Origin of the sequence: Pseudomonas cavernicola, from assembly GCF_003596405.1 — a bacterium.
GTDB classification, from domain to species: Bacteria; Pseudomonadota; Gammaproteobacteria; order Pseudomonadales; family Pseudomonadaceae; genus Aquipseudomonas; species Aquipseudomonas cavernicola.
On sequence record NZ_QYUR01000006.1, the window covers coordinates 272,448 to 291,337 of the forward strand.

At 57.6% G+C, this 18,890-nt stretch carries 21 protein-coding genes and 1 pseudogene; 5 read left to right on the forward strand and 17 right to left on the reverse strand.

All coding sequences use genetic code 11. From position 1 onward, the window contains the following. Positions 1-338 precede the first annotated feature (338 nt). Positions 339-584 (reverse strand): annotated as a pseudogene (locus D3879_RS17320) (IS3 family transposase); the annotation flags it as partial. Here D3879_RS17320 and D3879_RS17325 point away from each other — a divergent pair. Then, on the forward strand, positions 489-959 hold the full coding sequence (locus tag D3879_RS17325; RefSeq protein ID WP_177412445.1) for a hypothetical protein: 471 nt from the start codon (positions 489-491) through the stop codon (positions 957-959). The pseudogene D3879_RS17320 and the gene D3879_RS17325 sit on opposite strands and share 96 nt — an antisense overlap. A gap of 165 nt (positions 960-1,124) precedes the next feature. Here D3879_RS17325 and D3879_RS17330 read toward each other — a convergent pair whose 3' ends face one another. From D3879_RS17330 to D3879_RS17340, 3 genes are all read right to left on the reverse strand, one after another. After that, entirely contained in the window at positions 1,125-1,379 is a 255-nt protein-coding gene (locus tag D3879_RS17330; RefSeq protein WP_119955512.1) for a bacteriocin immunity protein, read from the reverse strand. Positions 1,380-1,386: 7 nt separating this feature from the next. Continuing rightward, positions 1,387-2,724 (reverse strand): S-type pyocin domain-containing protein, encoded by a 1,338-nt coding sequence (locus D3879_RS17335; RefSeq protein ID WP_119955513.1) that lies wholly within the window; start codon positions 2,722-2,724, stop codon positions 1,387-1,389. A 239-nt stretch (positions 2,725-2,963) separates the two neighbouring features. Then, a complete protein-coding gene (locus D3879_RS17340) occupies positions 2,964-3,629 on the reverse strand; it encodes a hypothetical protein (protein WP_147411180.1) in 666 nt (221 codons plus the stop codon). A gap of 2 nt (positions 3,630-3,631) precedes the next feature. On the opposite strand from D3879_RS17340, the gene D3879_RS17345 reads away from it, so the two are divergent. From D3879_RS17345 to D3879_RS27540, 4 genes are all read left to right on the forward strand, one after another. After that, entirely contained in the window at positions 3,632-4,141 is a 510-nt protein-coding gene (locus D3879_RS17345; RefSeq protein ID WP_147411182.1) for an IS1 family transposase, read from the forward strand. A 44-nt stretch (positions 4,142-4,185) separates the two neighbouring features. Beyond that, positions 4,186-4,545, forward strand: a complete 360-nt coding sequence (gene tnpB / locus D3879_RS17350; RefSeq protein ID WP_238474278.1) for an IS66 family insertion sequence element accessory protein TnpB — start codon at positions 4,186-4,188, stop codon at positions 4,543-4,545. Positions 4,546-4,562: 17 nt separating this feature from the next. Further along, positions 4,563-6,110: an IS66 family transposase gene (gene tnpC / locus D3879_RS17355; RefSeq protein ID WP_119955516.1), complete on the forward strand. Its 1,548-nt coding sequence runs from the start codon at positions 4,563-4,565 to the stop codon at positions 6,108-6,110. A 73-nt stretch (positions 6,111-6,183) separates the two neighbouring features. After that, positions 6,184-6,312: a hypothetical protein gene (locus D3879_RS27540; RefSeq protein WP_274381391.1), complete on the forward strand. Its 129-nt coding sequence runs from the start codon at positions 6,184-6,186 to the stop codon at positions 6,310-6,312. Between the two features lie 454 nt (positions 6,313-6,766). Here the strand turns inward: D3879_RS27540 and D3879_RS17360 are convergent, their stop codons facing one another. The 13 genes from D3879_RS17360 to flhF form a co-directional block, all read right to left on the reverse strand. Further along, positions 6,767-7,171, reverse strand: coding sequence for a DUF2802 domain-containing protein (locus tag D3879_RS17360; protein WP_119955517.1), 405 nt, complete (start codon positions 7,169-7,171; stop codon positions 6,767-6,769). Positions 7,172-7,174: 3 nt separating this feature from the next. After that, the gene (locus D3879_RS17365; protein WP_119955518.1) at positions 7,175-7,654 is read right to left on the reverse strand and encodes a chemotaxis protein CheW; all 480 of its coding nucleotides are present in this window, start codon (positions 7,652-7,654) and stop codon (positions 7,175-7,177) included. 99 nt (positions 7,655-7,753) lie between these two features. Beyond that, positions 7,754-8,554: a CheW domain-containing protein gene (locus D3879_RS17370; RefSeq protein ID WP_119955519.1), complete on the reverse strand. Its 801-nt coding sequence runs from the start codon at positions 8,552-8,554 to the stop codon at positions 7,754-7,756. Positions 8,555-8,641: 87 nt separating this feature from the next. Further along, complete coding sequence (locus tag D3879_RS17375) at positions 8,642-9,430, reverse strand: ParA family protein (RefSeq protein ID WP_119955520.1); 789 nt, start codon at positions 9,428-9,430, stop codon at positions 8,642-8,644. Between the two features lie 55 nt (positions 9,431-9,485). Further along, a complete protein-coding gene (gene motD, locus D3879_RS17380) occupies positions 9,486-10,358 on the reverse strand; it encodes a flagellar motor protein MotD (RefSeq protein WP_119955521.1) in 873 nt (290 codons plus the stop codon). 14 nt (positions 10,359-10,372) lie between these two features. Then, complete coding sequence (locus D3879_RS17385; protein ID WP_119955522.1) at positions 10,373-11,113, reverse strand: flagellar motor protein; 741 nt, start codon at positions 11,111-11,113, stop codon at positions 10,373-10,375. Between the two features lie 16 nt (positions 11,114-11,129). Then, complete coding sequence (locus D3879_RS17390; protein ID WP_119955523.1) at positions 11,130-12,242, reverse strand: protein-glutamate methylesterase/protein-glutamine glutaminase; 1,113 nt, start codon at positions 12,240-12,242, stop codon at positions 11,130-11,132. Between the two features lie 48 nt (positions 12,243-12,290). Further along, a complete protein-coding gene (locus D3879_RS17395) occupies positions 12,291-14,498 on the reverse strand; it encodes a chemotaxis protein CheA (protein WP_119955524.1) in 2,208 nt (735 codons plus the stop codon). A gap of 11 nt (positions 14,499-14,509) precedes the next feature. Next, positions 14,510-15,298, reverse strand: coding sequence for a protein phosphatase CheZ (locus tag D3879_RS17400; RefSeq protein WP_119955525.1), 789 nt, complete (start codon positions 15,296-15,298; stop codon positions 14,510-14,512). Between the two features lie 19 nt (positions 15,299-15,317). Beyond that, positions 15,318-15,692, reverse strand: coding sequence for a chemotaxis response regulator CheY (locus D3879_RS17405; RefSeq protein WP_177345177.1), 375 nt, complete (start codon positions 15,690-15,692; stop codon positions 15,318-15,320). An 85-nt stretch (positions 15,693-15,777) separates the two neighbouring features. Next, positions 15,778-16,524 carry an RNA polymerase sigma factor FliA gene (fliA, locus tag D3879_RS17410; protein WP_177412453.1) on the reverse strand — a complete coding sequence of 249 codons (747 nt, stop codon included), beginning with the start codon at positions 16,522-16,524 and terminating at the stop codon, positions 15,778-15,780. Further along, positions 16,521-17,351, reverse strand: a complete 831-nt coding sequence (gene fleN, locus D3879_RS17415) for a flagellar synthesis regulator FleN (protein ID WP_177412454.1) — start codon at positions 17,349-17,351, stop codon at positions 16,521-16,523. Before fleN ends, fliA begins: the two co-directional genes overlap by 4 nt. A gap of 205 nt (positions 17,352-17,556) precedes the next feature. Further along, positions 17,557-18,879, reverse strand: a complete 1,323-nt coding sequence (gene flhF / locus D3879_RS17420) for a flagellar biosynthesis GTPase FlhF (RefSeq protein ID WP_119955527.1) — start codon at positions 18,877-18,879, stop codon at positions 17,557-17,559. Between the last annotated feature and the right edge of the window lie 11 nt (positions 18,880-18,890).

Consider the following 18,890-nt stretch of genomic DNA (forward strand, 5'->3'; position numbering starts at 1 on the left):
GCTTTGGCTCGTCTTAATTCATTTTATGAATAGAACCTTTGTTCTTACTGAATGCCGGATTTTTCTTTTTGACCTTTTGAAACGTCTACCGGTAGATGTGGGTACTCCCTGATGCCAAAACTCCCCTCTCTTCCCATTCCCGGACACGGTGATCTGCCCGACTACGATGTGTGTCTTCCGGTGAACCTGCGCCCTGGCACTGACCGCTTACTCCGCCACCTGCACGACTTGCCACATCGGCGTGTGCGGTACTGCCCCTGGTGTGGCAATTCAAACGTGAACCTCTCATTCGAAGGTGCGCGTCGTTTTTCAAGGTGGTTGTCGCGTCGACCGTATTTTTATGCCGCGTGTTGCTGCGGCGGTTGTTCTCGTTCCGGGTTGAGCATGACGGCCCCGATGGGCTCCCAGTTGCGCGTGTTACCTGACCAACGCCCCGGGTGGTGAGCGCGGGCTTGCTGATACAGCGTATGCCGGCGAGCCAACACCTGATGATCCAGACCGCGATGACGCTCGGCTGGAGTCACGAAGCGGATGCGGCTGTGCCGATGTTCATGGTTGTACCAGCGCATGAAGTCCCTAAACCAAGGGGTCTGAGCGTGAGTGTTGATGGAGAAAAACCAGTAGATCCGCTTGCGTCGATTCGGCATTTGTTGCCGGACATCGATTCGGAAGAAGCTTGGCTTGGGGAAAATTACCGGGGCTGGCAAAGCTTTGCCAATGCGCTGAAAATCGCGAGCGAAGACTACGACTGTGAAATCGTCTGTCGGCCTGAACAAGGCTTCTTGAGAGTTGATTGCGCTTTCGCACCACCGCACATCAAAAATCTCGGTTACGCCATTGAAGTTGCCACGAGTCAGATTTGTCAGCGATGCGGTGAGTACCCTGCTGGCAAAGAAGTCATCGATGGCTGGATCTGGAAGCTCTGCAAGCGGTGCGTCAAGAGGGGAAAATCTCGCTGATTTCTTACGCCCTAGGGACGTAACGCTGCGTCCGTTTTCAGAGTGCGAAAAATGCGAAATGAGCCAGTCGTGAGTGGATTTTCAGGAACAATTTGAGAGCACTTGCCGGCATGTGTACGCAATATTGCTCCAAGCGTGAAAAGCCCGTTCTGGACGGGCCTTGAGTCACTCGCTTTTAAATCCAGTCAGGCCCTGGGCTGCTCGCCATTGCTTGACAGTCTGGGTAACGCCTTCAGCAGAATTATCTTCTCCTGGTTCCGGATAGAAAATGAGATCAGTGCCATCTGGGTGGCCGGTGAGTGCCCTGAATTGTGCAAGCAACTCGCCAAGCTCTTCGTCTGAGCCCCCCTTGTTAGCCGCACGGATCTTTTGAATGAAGCCGATGAACTCTGCTTCGGTGTAATCAGAAATGTTTGCCATGGCGAGCCTACGTCTTCCTGTGCTGATTGATATGGTTCTTCGGGGTGTTCACTCGTAAATTATCTACGTCGTAGACGGCGCCACCATCAGTAATGCGTTCGACGTGGTGAATCTCAAATACACCGCGTGTTCCTACAGCCTCTCTATCACGAACAGCTGGGGCGTTACCGGACATCAAACGGTCTTGAGCGTCCTCATTGAATTGACTGAAAAGCTCTGGATCATTTCTTACAGCTGTCCAGAAGGCGGATCTGAAAGTGTTGAAGTTTTTAAACTCGCGCCCTCGCAGTGCGTCCGCAATCCGTGTTGGGATTGGTGCCCCCAGGCCTGTATTTGCCCCAGAAAGCCAGATGCCCGATACGTCTTGACCTTGACCCGTTACAAGACCCGGTTGATAGCGAGCGCTGATGACAATGTACAGTGGTTGCACGCCGGAACCAGCCGGGAATACAAGAATGAAGTCTTTGTACGCGTCCGGGTAGATCGGGCTAACAATGATGTTGTCAGCCTTTTCGGTAGGCGGGTAAATCCAGATGTGAGGGGCTTGTGGAGCGGCTTCGAGCGGGGGAATTCCAGATGTGCTGGAAGGGTCAACGGCAGGCGTCCATATCAGTGTTATCCCGTCGCCGAAGTCAGCTACCTGCTGAGAGCCTTGAGCAACGAACTGGACTACGGGAATCATTTCCGAGTCATTGCGCTTTTGTGTGTTGTACCCGTACCCCTTCAGTGTGCCATCAGCCTGTTGTTCAACATGCAGTCGGACGCGAGTACGGGCTTGCTTGAGTGATTGAAGCTGCTCCTCTGTGTACAAGGAGCTATCACCCAGACTCGAAGGCCATAGCAGTGCGACCACCCCCGCCAACGCACCAGCAGCAACTCCAGCAGAAACCGCACCTGCACCAGCCCCCCCCGTTGCAGCAGTCCCAGAGCCAGCAACTCCTCCAGCAACAGCAGCCCCAGCAGTGCAGAGGCCGCCACAGGACACGCTAGCAGCAGTGGCAGCCCCGCCTAATAGGAGTGTTCCAAGAGCAGTCGGCAGGGAGCTACCACCGATCTTTTTGAGGGGAATGTTTCCGTCTGCGTCCGTTTCACGACCACCAAGAATGGCGAACTCGCCGTAGTTGGCCACTTTCTCGACAGGGATAAACCCGGCTGTTGTTTTGTGGTCAATCACACCGTCAGGCAGGTCACAGCTCTTTGCGAAGACACAGCCCACGCTGTTTGGCTTAGCGTCTTTCTTGGGTGGAAGGTCTTTGTATTCGGCCCAACGCTGGGCATTGATATCTACAGGTTCTACGCCCCTATTGCGGTAGCCCTTGGGCGGGTTTGGTACGTATCCGCTCACGTTGAGCTTTCCTTATTCGTCCTTGGGGAATCCCAGCCTGAGGCTGGGGCAGAGTGACGTTACCGGAAGTCACTGGCGAAAACAGTAGGAAAAGTCCTAAATGTCATGCTCCGTATTCCGGCTTTCCATGTCTGAATACAGGATAACTTCTCTCGCGCTAACTTTTGAATAGTGGCGATTGGCCTCTAGCTAGAGATTAGAAATCTCGCCAGCCAGAAGCCTCAATCGGAATTACCCAATCACTCAGTGATGCGTTTTTTGATCTCGGTAAATATGTCCACACCTTCGTCAGCAGCATTCCTACCGTCAAATGTTCCCAGAATCTTGTAGCCGATACCTCTCAAATCCGTGGCACATCCCAAGGCTGAGAAAGCTGCACGAATATCAAGAGCCTGATCGAAGGTGTAGATGTCAGTTCCCTTTTTTCCAGACAACTGAATGAAGCGCAGAATCTTCTCTGCTAAATCGATCATGGCTTCTGATATCGATTCCGGAGTCATCTCTTCAGCCAGGGTGCGGGTGCCCTCAGCAGGCCTCGGCGTGAATTTTTGACCGCTCATTGTACCCTTGATCAATCCAGTCTGCACTTCTATGAACGGCTCAATAACGCCGCTGAATTCGCCGACCTTGGCAGTTTGGTCACCGAAGGCTGTCCGAGTTTTTAGGACAGGCGTGCCGCCCAATTTGCCGATAGCTGCGGCGTCGATGAATGCTTTATGGATGCGATTAATCTGAAGGGTTCTCCAGGGTGCGGCACAGCGTCCCGACCTTTCGCTGCGGCTCCTGTCGCAAGAGCTGCAACAGTTTGAGCGAGTCGCCCTTTTCAAGTTTGAGAAGGATGCACCTGTGGTCAACGTTTGCGGTGTATCTGCTGGCCGGTTGGTCCAGCCCCAAGGTTGCGTCACGTTTGAAGATCAACCACAAAGCCTATTTTAGCTGGGGGCAGGCAGTCAGAGAGGTGATGGCGGACGAGTTTCCCGATCTGCACCAGTGGTGGACGACACACCATGACCGTGAAAACTTGCAGCCGGCTGAGCATATTGCGGCACAACAGCAGGCGGTCATCACCTGGATCGAGACGACGCTGAGCGCGCAGCACGCGACGTGTCCGAAGTGTGGTGGTACGCCGACTTATCGTTTCAAGGGCGCTCGGCCGAAGTTTAAGTGCCAGCGTTGTATAACCAGCTTTTCCCTTCTGGCGGGTACACCGTTATCAGGGATGCTCCATCCCGAACTCTGGGTCGATTTTGTTGAAGGGGTGATGGATGGCCAAAGTATCCCGGACCTTAAGCGACGCTCAGGGCTTGGCATGGGGGCCAGTACGCGCTGGCGTGGGCAATTTTTGTTATTAATCGAAGAGCAAGGACACCTTGAACGTAAGCGATCCACAGACCTCACATTCAAAATCGCCAACTGAATCCCGATGCTGAGCTCCCGATCTCTTTCTGGAGCCAGCCCCTCATGATGCGTCCCGACGCCAAAGTCGAAAAAGTCTACCTCTACCCCAAGCCGGTGGATTTCCGAAAATCCATCGATGGCCTGACCGCCCTGGTCGAACTGGATATCAAGGCGGCCGTGTTCGATCCGGTGTTGTTTGTCTTCCTCAACAAGTCCCGAAATCGAGTGAAGATTTTGTATTGGGAGCGTAACGGCTTTTGTCTTTGGCTCAAGCGCCTGGAGTCCGAACGTTTCAAAACATCGCCCGAGCCCAGCGAGGAAGCCATCGTGCTCACGGCTCAGGAATTGAATTGGTTATTGGATGGTTTCGACCTGTGGCGCAACCGTCCGCATCAGGTTTTGACACCGAGATTTGTCGCGTAGCTGGGTATAATCCGGGCATGAAATTGATGCCCGAAAACCTCCCCGATGACCCCTCAATGCTCAAGCAAATGCTGCTTGAAGCACTTGGCCGTCAGGAAGAAGTTGCTCAGGCTTTTCAAGTTCAAATCGTCGATCTGAAAGAGCAGATCAAGTTGCTTCGCCAGCGCTTGTTCGGTCGCAAATCCGAACAGTCAGTTGAACCAGGCACTCCGCAGTTGGCCCTTTTCAACGAAGCGGAGAGTGTTGCCATCCCGGCCACTGACGAGACTGGCGAAGAGGAAGTTGTTGCCCCGACCAAACGCCGTGGCAAGCGCAAACCACTGCCTGCCGATCTGCCCCGCATCGAAGTCATCCACCAATTGCCCGAGCATGAACTGACCTGCACCTGTGGTTGCCGCAAGCACGCCATTGGCGAAGAAGTCAGCGAACAGCTCGAAATCGTGCCGATGCAGATCCGCGTGATCAAACACATCCGCAAGGTTTATGCCTGCCGCGACTGCGAAACTGCACCGGTGACTGCCGACAAACCGGCGCAATTAATTGAAAAAAGTATGGCCAGTCCGAGTGTCTTGGCGATGCTACTGACCACCAAATACGTCGACGGGTTACCGCTGCACCGGTTCGAAAAAGTGCTGAGTCGACATGGGGTCGATATTCCGAGACAAACCCTGGCACGCTGGGTGATCCAATGTGGCGAACACCTGCAACCGCTGCTTAATCTGATGCGCGATCAGTTGCTGGAAAGCCCGGTGATCCACTGCGATGAAACCCGGGTTCAGGTGCTTAAAGAGCCGGATCGAGACCCGACCAGTCAATCCTGGATGTGGGTGCAAGCCAGTGGCCCGCCGGAACGTCCGGTGATCCTTTTTGACTACTCGACCAGCCGAGCGCAGGCGGTACCGTCGCGCCTGCTCGAAGGTTATCGCGGCTATTTAATGACCGACGATTACGCTGGCTATAACACGCTGGGCGCACAACCGGGTATAGAGCGTTTGGGCTGCTGGGCTCACGCTCGCCGCAAGTTTGTCGACGCGCAGAAAGTGCAGCCCAAGGGCAAGACCGGCCGGGCCGATATCGCGCTGAACCTGATCAACAAGTTGTACGGCATCGAACGCGACCTCAAGGAGGTCAGTGACGAACAGCGCTTGGCCGGTCGTCAGCAACACAGCCTACCGGTCCTGGAGCAACTGAAAAGCTGGCTGGAGAAAACCCAGCCGCAGGTCACGACGCAAAATGCCTTGGGCAAAGCCGTGGGTTATCTGGCCAGCAACTGGAGCAAACTTGAGCGCTACGTTGAGGCCGGCTTCCTGCCCATAGACAATAACGCTGCCGAGCGGGCCATACGGCCCTTCGTCATTGGGCGTAAAAACTGGCTGTTCAGCGACACGCCCAAGGGCGCGACGGCCAGCGCTCAACTTTACAGCCTGGTCGAAACCGCCAAAGCCAACGGTCAAGAGCCGTATACGTGGCTGCGCCACGTACTTGAACGCTTGCCGCAGGCTTCGTCGCTAGAAGACTTCGAAGCTCTGCTGCCGTGGAACTGCACGCCAGAGATGCCACGGTAAACATAAAACCCTCCTTCTAAAAGGTAGGGTTTATGGAGCGGTTACCCTTGAACTGCTTCAATGGATCGACTGGATGCGCAGCCGTCGTAACAAGGAGGCGGTGAATTTTGTGCGCCAAGGTGGTCACCTGGACAAGGCTACGCGCTCTATCTATGCGCAAGGGGCGCGTAAAGGTAGTTTTGGTGCTCGCATGTGCAAGTGACGCAACTGCTGTCCAGTGGGAATGCAATTGGGTGTTCATGTCCGATGCAATTGAGTGTTCAAGTCCGTGCAATTGCACAGATTAACTCGCCGTTGAAAAAAGTAGCGAGCGACGGCTAGGGCCGCACCCGTTCCCTACGGGTAGCGACATTCCCCACGTCCATGTGGGTCACAAGGTGCAACGTAGCGAAGCGGAGTAACAGCCGGCGACTGGCCCGCACGGCGAGCGTAGCAAGTCAATCAGCCGAAAAAGCGCACGACTGCATGGTTGCAGGAGTTGGAGCGAAGCAGGATGCCCGAGCCGACTTTACCAGCTGTAAATGAGCATTTTATTCGCTTCGCTCACTCCTTTTTGGCCGCGTTGAAACGCGTTCAACGCTTCGCTTTTGTGAGGCTGACTTCAACGTTGCATAGCCAAACGCAGTAGTTTTTTAACGGCCTGTTAAGTAGAACTGCTAGCGCTTGGATTGATGCAACTTGCTGACCAACTCGGCTTCCGCCCTGCTCAGCCCACAGGACTGCGTCAGGTCATCGACGCTGGCCCCCAAACCGACCAACCGGGCAGCCTGGGTGAAAGACAGACTGCTGGGGTCGCGCTGCTCCATCTGAGTCAACTTGTCCGGTAGCGGCGCCACGATGCGGCGCAACTCGTGCAGCTCTTCGCCCATGCGGATGCTACCGGTCAGGTAAGCATCCAGGCGCTTGCTCAGCTCCTTGATGCGCTGATCCCGCCCGGCATCGCGCTCGGCTTGCAGCAGCGCCTGCCTGGCGTACTCGCGCTGTTTGCCAGCCAAACGAAAGCAGGCACCAGCAAGCGCCACACAGACAAGGGCCAGCACAATCAGCGCGATTTCCAGCATGAGTCAGATACTCTCCAGCTCGGACCATTCTTCCTCGGACATCATCTTGTCCAGCTCAACCAGAATCAGCAGTTCGCCGTTCTTGTTGCAGACGCCCTGAATGAACTTGGCCGACTCGTCGTTACCGACGTTAGGCGCAGTTTCCACCTCGGACTGACGCAGATACACCACTTCGGCAACGCTATCGACCATGATGCCGACCACTTGCTTATCCGCCTCGATAATGACGATGCGGGTGTTATCGGTCACCGCCGCAGAGTCCAGACCAAAACGCTGACGGGTATCGATCACCGTCACTACATTGCCACGCAGGTTGATGATACCCAGCACATAGCTCGGCGCGCCCGGTACCGGAGCAATCTCGGTGTAGCGCAGCACTTCCTGGACCTGCATCACGTTGATGCCATAAGTCTCGTTATCCAGACGGAAGGTCACCCACTGCAGAATGGGATCTTCGGAACCTTGTGCAGACGTTTTCTTCATATCCCCAGCCTCGTCAGAACCGCTCGTCGCGGCGCGCGGGTGTACCCCGCTGTCGTTTCTCTAAAGCCCCGCACGCGGCGAGACTACTCCATCGTTTAATTAATGCACTTGTCCATTGGCCATGCGCTTGGTGGCGCCACTGGCAATCAACTCGGCGAGCACCGAGACATCCAGCAACGCGCACATATGCTCGATCACCGTACCGGCCAACCAAGGCCGCTGGCTACGCTGACTGCGCCATTTGATCTCGTCCGGATCAAGACGGATCGAGCGGCTGACTTGATGCACGGCCAACCCCCATTCATAGCCCTGCACCGAGATTACGTACTGCAAGCCCTGCCGGAAATCGTCACGGTAGCGATCCGGCATCACCCAGCGGGCGGTATCCAGCACCTTCAGGTTGCCAGCCTGGCACGGCAGTATGCCGAGAAACCAATCCGGCTGACCGAATAAAGGTGTCAACTCTTGGCCAGCCAGAGGGTAGATCGACCCCAGACACACCAACGGCACCGCCAAGGTCAGACCTGCGACATCAAACAGCAGGCATTCGAACGGCTCCTCGGCCCAGCTCGGGCGCCCGTCAAGTTGCAACGCTGTCGGCGCATTTTTGACCGGTTCAGGTAGATGCACCTCGACCACCGGTTCAATCAGCAGCGCTGGCGTTGCCACCGGCTGTGGCACGATAGCAGACGGCAGCTGTGGCGGCCGCTCAGCCAGGGCTACCGGCGGTGAAGGCGGAACCTGACGCGCATCGCGCACTTGCTCTTCGAGCACCGCGGCCTCGAACTCGTCGAGGCTGACCGCGTCAGCCAATTCGACAGCCGCTTCCTGCAGCAAGCTATCCAGATAGGACTGCAAAGCCAGTTGGGGACGCGTAGCGGTAGCGACGGAACGGCTCATAGAGGGAACCCGCATAAGTAATCTGTACAAGCTATCGGCCGACCTAGCGGCAGACTTGAGCGACGCTCGTCAGCAAAAACCTGCATCTCAGGCTACCTGCGCCGCTGGCTGCTGGGCCAGCAGGTGCTTGAGCAAGGCCCGGTAAGCCAACACGCCACGGCTCTTGTCGTCGAACTGCGACGGCGTCAGCCCGGCACGACTGGCATCGCGCAGGCGCGTATCCACCGGGATATAAGCCGGCCAGAGGTGCTCAGGGTAGGCATTGCGCAAGGCTCGCAGGGTACTCAGCGAGGCCTGGGTACGCCGATCAAACAGGGTCGGCACGATGCTATAAGGCAACTCCTGTTTGCGCGAACGGTTGATCATCGCCAAGGTACTCACCATCCGCTCCAAGCCCTTTACCGCGAGGAACTCGGTCTGCACCGGAATGGCCAACTGGTGACTGGCGGCCAGCGCATTCACCATCAGCACACCGAGCAGCGGCGGGCTGTCGATTATCGCGTAATCAAACTCCTGCCCCAGTTGCGCCAGACTCTTGGCTATCACCAAGCCCAAACCACTTTGGCCTGGTGACTGACGCTCCAGCGTCGCCAGCGCGGTACTTGAAGGCAGCAGCGCAATAGCCTGGTTGCTGGTCGGCAGCAGCAACTGCCCGGGCAAGCCTTGCGGCACATTGCCCTGATGCAGGAATAGATCGAAAGCACTGTGCTCCAGGGTATCGGGGTCATGCCCAAAATAACTGGTCATCGAACCATGGGGGTCGAGATCGACCACCAACACCCGCTTGCCGGCATCCGCCAACAGACCTGCCAGTGCGATGCTGGTGGTGGTTTTACCGACGCCACCTTTTTGATTGGCTACTGCCCAGACTTTCATGTTCTTCGTCCTCCCGGCACAACTCGAGGCTTGCCGAGAACTAGCGCCGCCCTTTTTATAGAGCTGGCGACGGGGAATTGACGGCACCCGCTGCGGAAACCTGTGCTGCAGGCGTCGGTGCAGGTTGCATGCCAGCCCGCTGCAGAGCGCTATCTGGTTTGGCATGGGCACTGCCCACCGCACTGACGCTGCGGCGCACATCGAGGTTGCGCGAGATCACCAGCACCACTCGACGGTTACGGGCACGCCCATCCGCCGAGGCATTGTCCGCAATCGGCTGGAACTCACCATAACCCACTGCCGCTAAACGCGCGGGATTGAGTCCATCCATCGCCAGCATCCGCACGATGCTGGCCGCCCGCGCCGATGACAGCTCCCAGTTGGTCGGAAACTGCGCGGTTTTAATCGGCAGATTGTCCGTGAACCCTTCGACGTGTACGGGGTTTTCATAGGGCGCCAGAATTTTGGAAACCTTCTCGATGAGGGTGAACGCCGCGTCGTTGGGAATGGCATCCCCGCTGGTGAACAACAAACTGGAATTCAGCTCGATCTCAACCCACAACTCATTCCCGCGCACCGTCAGCTGTTCGGCCTTGATCAACTCGCCGAAGGCGGCACGCACGCTGTCAGTGATTTCTTGCAGCGCCTTGCTGGGATCCTGGTCACGCGCATTGTCTTCGTCCTGCATACGCTCGGGCTCGGTGGTCAACGGCCGCTCCTCGCCCACCGGGATGGGCTTGATGGCACGATCGGGCTGATTGAACACCCCAACCAGGGTATCGGAGAGGATCTTGTACTTGCCTTCATTGATCGAAGAGATCGAGTACATCACCACAAAAAAGGCGAACAGCAACGTGATGAAATCGGCGTAGGAAACCAGCCAACGCTCGTGATTTTCATGCTCTTCATGATGACGCCGACGGGTCATATTAGGCAGAGCCTTCAGTCCATGAAGCCTTGCAGCTTCAGTTCAATGGAGCGCGGGTTCTCACCTTCGGCGATCGAGAGAATCCCCTCCAGGAGCATTTCGCGGTAACGCGATTGGCGCAGGGCGATGGCTTTGAGCTTGTTGCCAATCGGCAACAACAGCAGGTTAGCGAAACCCACACCGTAGATGGTGGCGACGAAAGCCACGGCGATACCACTGCCGAGCATGCTCGGGTCGGCCAGGTTACCCATGACATGAATCAGACCCATCACCGCGCCGATGATACCGATGGTGGGAGCGTAACCACCCATGCTCTCGAACACCTTGGCGGCTTGAATATCCCGTCCTTCCTGAGTGTAAAGATCGACTTCGAGAATGCTGCGAATAGCCTCCGGCTCAGCCCCATCGACCAGCAGTTGCAGGCCTTTGCGCGCGTAAGGATCGGGCTCTGCATCCGCCACAGCCTCAAGCCCAAGCAGACCCTCTTTACGCGCCGTCATGCTCCAACCCACCACCCGGTTGATGCCACCAGCCAAGTCCACGCGCGGCGGAAAAAAGATCCAGCGCAGCACTACCAGCGCACGCTTGAACACGCTCATCGGAGCCTGGAGAAATGCCGCACCCAAGGTGCCGCCAATCACGATCAAAGCCGCCGGACCGTTCAACAGGGCACCGACATGCCCGCCCTCGAGGTAATTGCCACCAAGAATGGCGACAAACGCCAGAATGACCCCGATAAGGCTCAATACATCCATTACAGGCAGCCCCACATTACAAACAGGCCTCGACCAAATGCCGGCCAATATCGTCGAGACCGTAAATGGCGTCCGCCAGATCGGCCTTCACGATCGCCATGGGCATGCCGTAAATCACGCAACTCGCTTCGTCCTGCGCCCACACCTGACTGCCACCTTGCTTCAGCAAGCGCGCGCCTTCCCGGCCATCCGCCCCCATGCCGGTGAGCACCACGGCCAGCACCTTGTCATGAAACGATTTAGCCGCCGAACCGAAGGTGATGTCCACGCAGGGCCGGTAGTTCAGACGCTCATCGCCCGGCAGAATTTTTACCGCGCCACGCCCGTCGATCATCATCTGCTTGCCGCCAGGCGCCAACAGGGCCAGGCCGGGGCGCAACAAATCGCCATCCTCGGCTTCTTTGACGTTGATGCGGCAGAGCTTATCCAGGCGCTCGGCAAAAGCTTTAGTGAACGCGGCCGGCATGTGCTGGATGAGAACTATCGGAGCCGGAAAGTTGGCCGGCAGCTGCGTCAGCACCCGCTGCAATGCCACTGGCCCCCCTGTCGAAGTGCCAATAGCCAGAAGTTTATAGGCTTTGCGCTTGGGTGCAGCGCTGGCCACCGATGCACTGCTGGAGGCCGCCGGCACGGCAGCACGCGCCAGGCTATCGGGGCGAATGGCAGGCACCGTTGCAGGGTTTGGCGCCGATGACGCTACGGACGACGCCGTGTAATTGCTGTAACGGCGGTTACTGCGGGCGATGCTGTGCACCTTCTCGCAGAGCAATTGCTTAACCTTCTCCGGGTTGCGCGAAATATCTTCAAAATTCTTCGGCAGAAAATCCACGGCCCCGGCATCCAGCGCATCCAGCGTCACGCGAGCGCCTTCGTGGGTCAGCGAGGAGAACATCAACACCGGCGTCGGGCAGCGCTGCATGATGTGCCGCACCGCAGTGATGCCGTCCATCATCGGCATCTCGTAGTCCATGGTGATGACGTCCGGCTTCAGCGCGAGCGCCTGGTCGATCGCCTCACGGCCATTGGTGGCAGTGCCGATCACCTGGATATTCGGGTCGGCGGAAAGAATCTCCGAGACACGCCGGCGGAAGAAACCCGAGTCGTCCACCACCAGGACCTTAACTACCATAACCACTCCTAACAAGCGCCGAGCCAAACCGGCCAGACCAGCAAAAAATCACATGCGCCGCGCATAACGCTTGAGCATGCTGGGTACGTCAAGAATCAGCGCAATCCGCCCGTCACCGGTAATGGTCGCGCCGGACATGCCAGGAGTGCCTTGCAGCATTTTGCCGAGCGGCTTGATCACCACTTCTTCCTGACCGACCAACTGGTCGACGACAAAACCGATGCGTTGGGTGCCCACCGAGAGAATCACCACGTGCCCCTCGCGCTGCTCCTCGTGAACCGCCCCACTGATCAGCCAGCGCTTGAGGTAGAACAGCGGCAGTGCCTTGTCGCGGACGATCACCACTTCCTGCCCATCCACCACATTGGTGCGCGACAGGTCGAGATGGAAGATCTCGTTGACGTTGACCAGCGGGAAGGCAAAGGCCTGGTTGCCCAGCATCACCATCAGCGTCGGCATGATCGCCAAGGTCAGCGGCACCTTGATGACTATCTTGGTGCCCTGGCCTTTGGCCGAGTAGATACTGATGATGCCGTTGAGCTGGGAAATCTTGGTTTTCACCACATCCATGCCAACGCCACGGCCGGACACATCGGAAATCTCAGTCTTGGTCGAGAAGCCCGGCGCGAAGATCAAGTTGTAGCACTCGGCCTCACTCAGGCGCTCCGCGGCATCTTTGTCCAGCACACCCTTTTCAACCGCCTTGGCGCGCAGTACATCCGGGTCCATGCCATTGCCATCGTCGGAGATCGACAACAGGATATGGTCGCCTTCCTGCTGGGCCGCCAACACGATTTTGCCGCCACGACTCTTGCCATTGACCTCACGTTGCTCGGGTGACTCGATGCCATGGTCGACGGAGTTGCGCACCAAGTGCACCAGCGGATCAGCCAGCGCCTCGACCAGATTCTTGTCGAGGTCGGTTTCCTCACCCACCAGTTCCAAGTTGATTTCTTTCTTCAGGCTGCGGGCCAAATCGCGCACCAGACGTGGGAAACGCCCGAAGACTTTCTTGATTGGCTGCATCCGCGTCTTCATCACTGCGGTCTGCAAATCGGCAGTCACCACGTCGAGATTGGACACAGCCTTGGCCATGTTTTCATCGCCGCTGTTCAACCCCAGGCGTACTAGCCGGTTACGCACCAGTACCAGTTCGCCGACCATATTCATGATCTCGTCCAGGCGTGCGGTATCCACTCGCACCGTGGTTTCCGCTTCACTGGCCGGTGTAGCTTTCTCGGCAGCAACCGCCGCAGCGGCTTTGTCGGGTTCAGCCTTAACTGCGGCTTTCACCGCGGGCTTGCTCGGCGCTACCGGTTTGGCTGGGGTGAGCGGAGCTACAGGTGTATGTGCGGCGGGCTCAACGAATTTGCCTTGGCCGTGCAACTGATCCAGCAAGGCTTCAAATTCGTCGTCCGTAATAGTGTCGCCAGCACCCGCGGCTGGAGTGGCGACCGGCTCGGCTGGTGCGCTAGCAGTATTGGCCTTGCTGGCCGGCTCAACGAACTTGCCTTTGCCATGCAACTGATCGAGCAGCGCTTCGAATTCGTCGTCGGTAATCTCGTCACCGGCGCCGGCAGCGACTGCAACTTTGGCCGCGGCTACTGCGCTAGGCGCTTCTACAACTGCGGTAGCCGGCACAGCTGCGAATTGGCCCTTGCCATGCAACTGGTCGAGCAGCGACTCGAATTCGTCATCGGTAATTTCATCGACAGCACCAGCGGCTACAGCAGCGCCATGGGTTTGCGGCTCTTCATTGAGAGCATCCAGCAGCTGCTCGAACTCACTGTCGGTGATGTCTCCAGACGCCGACGCGACGGCAACGACCTTCGCAGCAACTCCGACCGTCGCAAGCTCTTGGGCCGTCTGTGGCTCAGCCAGACGTGCCAACGCCGCCAGCAACTCCGGTGTGGCCGGAGTCGGCTCGGCCCGCTCGCGCACGTCAGAAAACATGCCATTGACCGCATCCAGCGCTTCCAGGACAACGTCCATCAGCTCTGAGTCGACGCGCCGCTCGCCCTTACGCAGGATATCGAACACGTTCTCGGCGATATGACAGCACTCCACCAGCTCATTCAGCTGGAGGAAACCGGCGCCACCTTTGACGGTATGGAAGCCGCGAAAAATGGCATTGAGCAGATTCGAGTCATCAGGACGGCTTTCCAGCTCGACCAGTTGCTCGGATAACTGCTCAAGAATCTCGCCGGCCTCAACCAGGAAGTCCTGGAGGATCTCTTCATCGGCGCCGAAGCTCATTGTGGTGCTCCCTAAAACCCAAGGCTGGATAGCAGATCGTCAACATCGTCTTGATTGGATGCGACGTCTTCACGCTTATCGGCATGAATCTGCGGACCTTCACCGCGGGAAGGCTCTTTTTGTTGTTCTTGTTCAGCGCGTAACACTTCGTGGTCGTGTTCGATACCGGCAAAACGGTCGACTTGACTGGCCATCAGCACCAGTTTCAGCAGGTTACTTTCCACTTCCGTGACCAGTTGGGTAACGCGCTTGATCACCTGACCGGTAAGGTCCTGGTAGTCCTGCGCCAGCAGAATGTCGTTGAGATGACCGGACAATTTGGCGTTATCGCGCTCACTGCGAGCGAGGAACAACTCGATACGTTTGGCCAGTTCACGGAAAGCCTCCGCACCGAGTTCGCGGCGCATAAAGCGACCCCAGTCGGCACTCAGGCTTTGTGCTTCGCCACTCAGATCATTGACCAGCGGCGCGCTCTGTTCGACCAGGTCCATGGTGCGATTGGCCGCTTTCTCGGTCATCGTCACCACGTAGTTCAGCCGCTCGGTGGCATCGGTGATCTGCGAGACCTCCTGCGCATAAGGCACCCGCGGATCGAGCTGAAAATTGACGATGGCGTTGTGCAACTCGCGCGTCAGCTTGCCCACTTCGTGGTACAGACCGCGATCACGTGCCTTGTTGAGTTCATGGATAAGTTGCACCGCATCGCCGAAATTGCCTTTTTCCAGGCTATCGACCAGCTCACGGGCATGGGACTTCAGGGTCGACTCAAGGTCACCCATTGATAGATCGTTATGCTCCATAGTGCCCCCACGGCAGGCATCAGCCGTTAACCCGCTCGAAGATCTTTTCGATCTTTTCTTTCAGCACTTGGGCCGTGAACGGTTTAACCACATAACCATTCACCCCGGCTTGCGCCGCTTCGATAATTTGGTCGCGTTTGGCTTCAGCAGTCACCATCAACACCGGCAACTGTTTCAAACGCTCATCAGCCCGCACCGCGCGCAACAAATCGATGCCGGTCATACCGGGCATATTCCAGTCGGTGACTAGAAAGTCGAAGCTGCCGCTTTGCAACATCGGCAGTGCAGTGGTGCCATCATCGGCCTCAGCGGTATTGGTGAATCCCAAGTCACGCAAGAGGTTCTTGATGATCCGTCGCATCGTTGAGAAGTCGTCAACGATGAGGATTTTCATGTTCTTGTCCAAGTCGACCTCCGTACAGTCCTAAACGTATTCAGCACCTGAATACGCCGTTCAATCGTGAAACTGGCAGTACCGCTCAGCTCGCGCGCCACTCGCTCAGGCGTGCACGCAAACGAGCGGCACACTGGCTATGTAACTGGCTGACCCGCGACTCGCTGACCCCCAGCACTTCGCCAATTTCCTTGAGATTCAGTTCTTCGTCGTAATACAGCGACAACACCAACTGCTCGCGCTCCGGCAGGTTGGCGATGGCAGCCGCCAGCGCCGACTGGAAGCGTTCATCTTCCAGATCGCGCGAAGGCTCGACGTGGGTAATACCGGCGTCTTCACGCAGACCGGCATGCTCTCCGTCCTGTAACAGGTCGTCGAAACTGAACAAGCGGCTGCCCAAAGTGTCGCCAAGAATGCCGTAGTAATCCTCGAGACTCAATTGGAGTTCGGCCGCAACTTCTTGATCTTTAGCGTCTCGGCCTGTTCTGGCCTCAATTTTTCTGATCGCGTCACTGACCATCCGGCTATTGCGGTGCACCGAGCGCGGCGCCCAGTCCCCCTTGCGCACCTCATCCAGCATGGAGCCACGGATGCGAATCCCGGCAAAGGTTTCGAAGCTGGCACCTTTACTGGAGTCGTATTTTTTCGAAGCTTCGAGCAGGCCAATCATGCCGGCCTGGATCAGATCTTCCACCTGAACGCCGGCTGGCAAACGGGCCAGCAAGTGGTAGGCGATGCGTTTGACCAGCGGTGCATAGCGCTCGATCAACTGGTGCTGGGAATCCTGCGCCTGTGCCTTGCTGTACATACGAAGTCCATTGGCTGCTGTCATACGGCCGGATCAGCGATCGGTTGCTGCACCAGGCGCTCGACGAAAAATTCCAGATGCCCGCGTGGGTTGGCCGGCAATGGCCAGGTATCGACTTTCTGAGCTATCGCTTTGAACGCCAGCGAGCACTTCGAGCGCGGGAAAGCTTCGTAGACCGCGCGTTGTTTCTGCACAGCCTTGCGGACTGACTCATCGTAGGGCACAGCGCCAACGTACTGCAGCGCCACGTCGAGGAACCGATCAGTCACTTTGGTCAGCTTGGCGAAGAGATTACGGCCCTCTTGCGGGCTATGTGCCATGTTGGCCAGCACGCGAAAACGGCTCATACCGTGGTCGCGATTGAGCAGTTTGATCAGCGCGTAGGCGTCCGTGATCGAGGTCGGCTCATCGCACACGACCACTATGACTTCCTGGGCGGCACGCACGAAGCTGACCACCGCATCGCCAATCCCGGCGGCGGTATCGATCACCAGCACGTCGAGGTTGTCACTGATCTCGCTGAATGCCTGGATCAACCCGGCATGCTGCATCGGCGTGAGGTGCACCATGCTCTGCGTGCCCGAGGCTGCCGGCACTACGCGAATACCGCCCGGCCCTTGCAGCAACACATCGCGCAGTTCGCACTCGCCACTGATGACGTCGGCCAAGGTGCGCTTCGCCGTTAAGCCGAGCAGCACATCGACGTTTGCCAGACCGAGGTCGGCGTCCATCAACATCACCCTCCGACCGAGGTCGGCCAGGGCCAGGGAGAGGTTCACCGACACATTGGTTTTGCCGACGCCACCCTTGCCGCCGGTCACCGCGATCACCTGTACGGGATGCATACCCATGTTATCTACACACCTTGTCTAAGAGGCTGTTTTGAAATTGTCTGCGCATCGGTGATGCCGCATTAGAAATGCCTGACCTTCGCTCGACGATTTTCAAAACAACCTCTAACTTCGACTGGAGCCATTTGGCTGGTTCCGTTCGGGTCATCCTGAACGGTACAAGGCACATCCTATGCCTGGGAACTCTTGCGTCTGCCTACCATACCTAGCCAGCGCGCCGCGTCGGGCTTTGGTAAAGGCCGGCAAACAAATCGGCCATGGCATCTTCGCTCGGCTCTTCCGGCGCTTGCAGGCTGACGGCACGACTGACCAACTGATGACTGCGTGGCACGTGCAGATCATCCGGAATTCGCGGCCCATCCGCCAGATAGGCTACCGGTAGATGTTGGCCTATAGCCAGGCCTAAAACCTCGCCGAGACTGGTGGCTTCGTCCAACTTGGTCAGAATACAGCCGGACAATCCGCAGCGCTTGTAGCTATGGTAAGCCGCCTTGAGTACTTGGCTCTGACTGGTGGCAGCCAGAACCAGATAATTTCTCGCTTTCACCCCTCGCCCAGCCAGCGACTCCAACTGCATCTGCAGCGCCGGATCGTTGCCCGGCAGGCCGGCGGTATCGATCAGCACCAAGCGCTTGCGGGCTAATGGCGCGAGGGCCTGGGTCAGCGACTGGCCCGGATCCTCCTGGGTCACCGAGACGTTGAGAATGCGTCCCAGGGTCTTCAGTTGTTCCTGTGCGCCAATCCGATAGCTGTCCATGCTCACTAGAGCGATGTTCTGTGCGCCGTACTTCAGCACGTAGCGGGCTGCCAGCTTGGCCAGGGTGGTGGTTTTACCCATGCCTGCCGGGCCGACCAGGGCAATCACACCGCCCTCTTCCAGGGGCTCTTCCTGCGGCGTACGGATTGCGTGGGCCAGGTGCGCTAACAACATCCGCCACGCCTGGCGCGGTTCGGCGACATTGGCGACACGCTCCAGCAGCGTGCGCGACAACTCGGCGGAAAGGCCCATGCGTTGCAGCCGACGCCACAGATTTGCCTGCTGCGGGCGACGATTCTGTAGTTGCCCCCAGGCCATGGAGCCGAGCTGGACTTCGATCAGCTCGCGCAGCCCGTGCAACTCAAAACGCATTGCATCCAAAGCATGTTGATCCGTCACGGCAGGCATGGCTGGCGCGGCGGCGACAGGTGCCGGCCGCTCATGACGCACGACCGAGGCCGGCAGTTCAGGAGCGATGATGGATTCATTGGCGAACAATTGACGGTCTTTGCCAGCATCGCTGTGCACGCGGGTAGCCAGTTCCGCCTGAGCCGAGGCAATTCGTGATTGGGTCTTGCGCAGCTCAACTTCAAGTTCCGGGTTCGGCTGCCGCACCGGCGCGGCCGGCACCTGGTAATCCAGCGCAGCGGTCAGCTCTACCCCACCGGCAACCCGACGGGTGCCGATGATGGACGCATCAGCGCCCAGCTCATCGCGAACCAACTTCATGGCTTGACGCATATCAGCGGCGAAAAAGCGTTTAACTTGCATGAGCTAGAGCC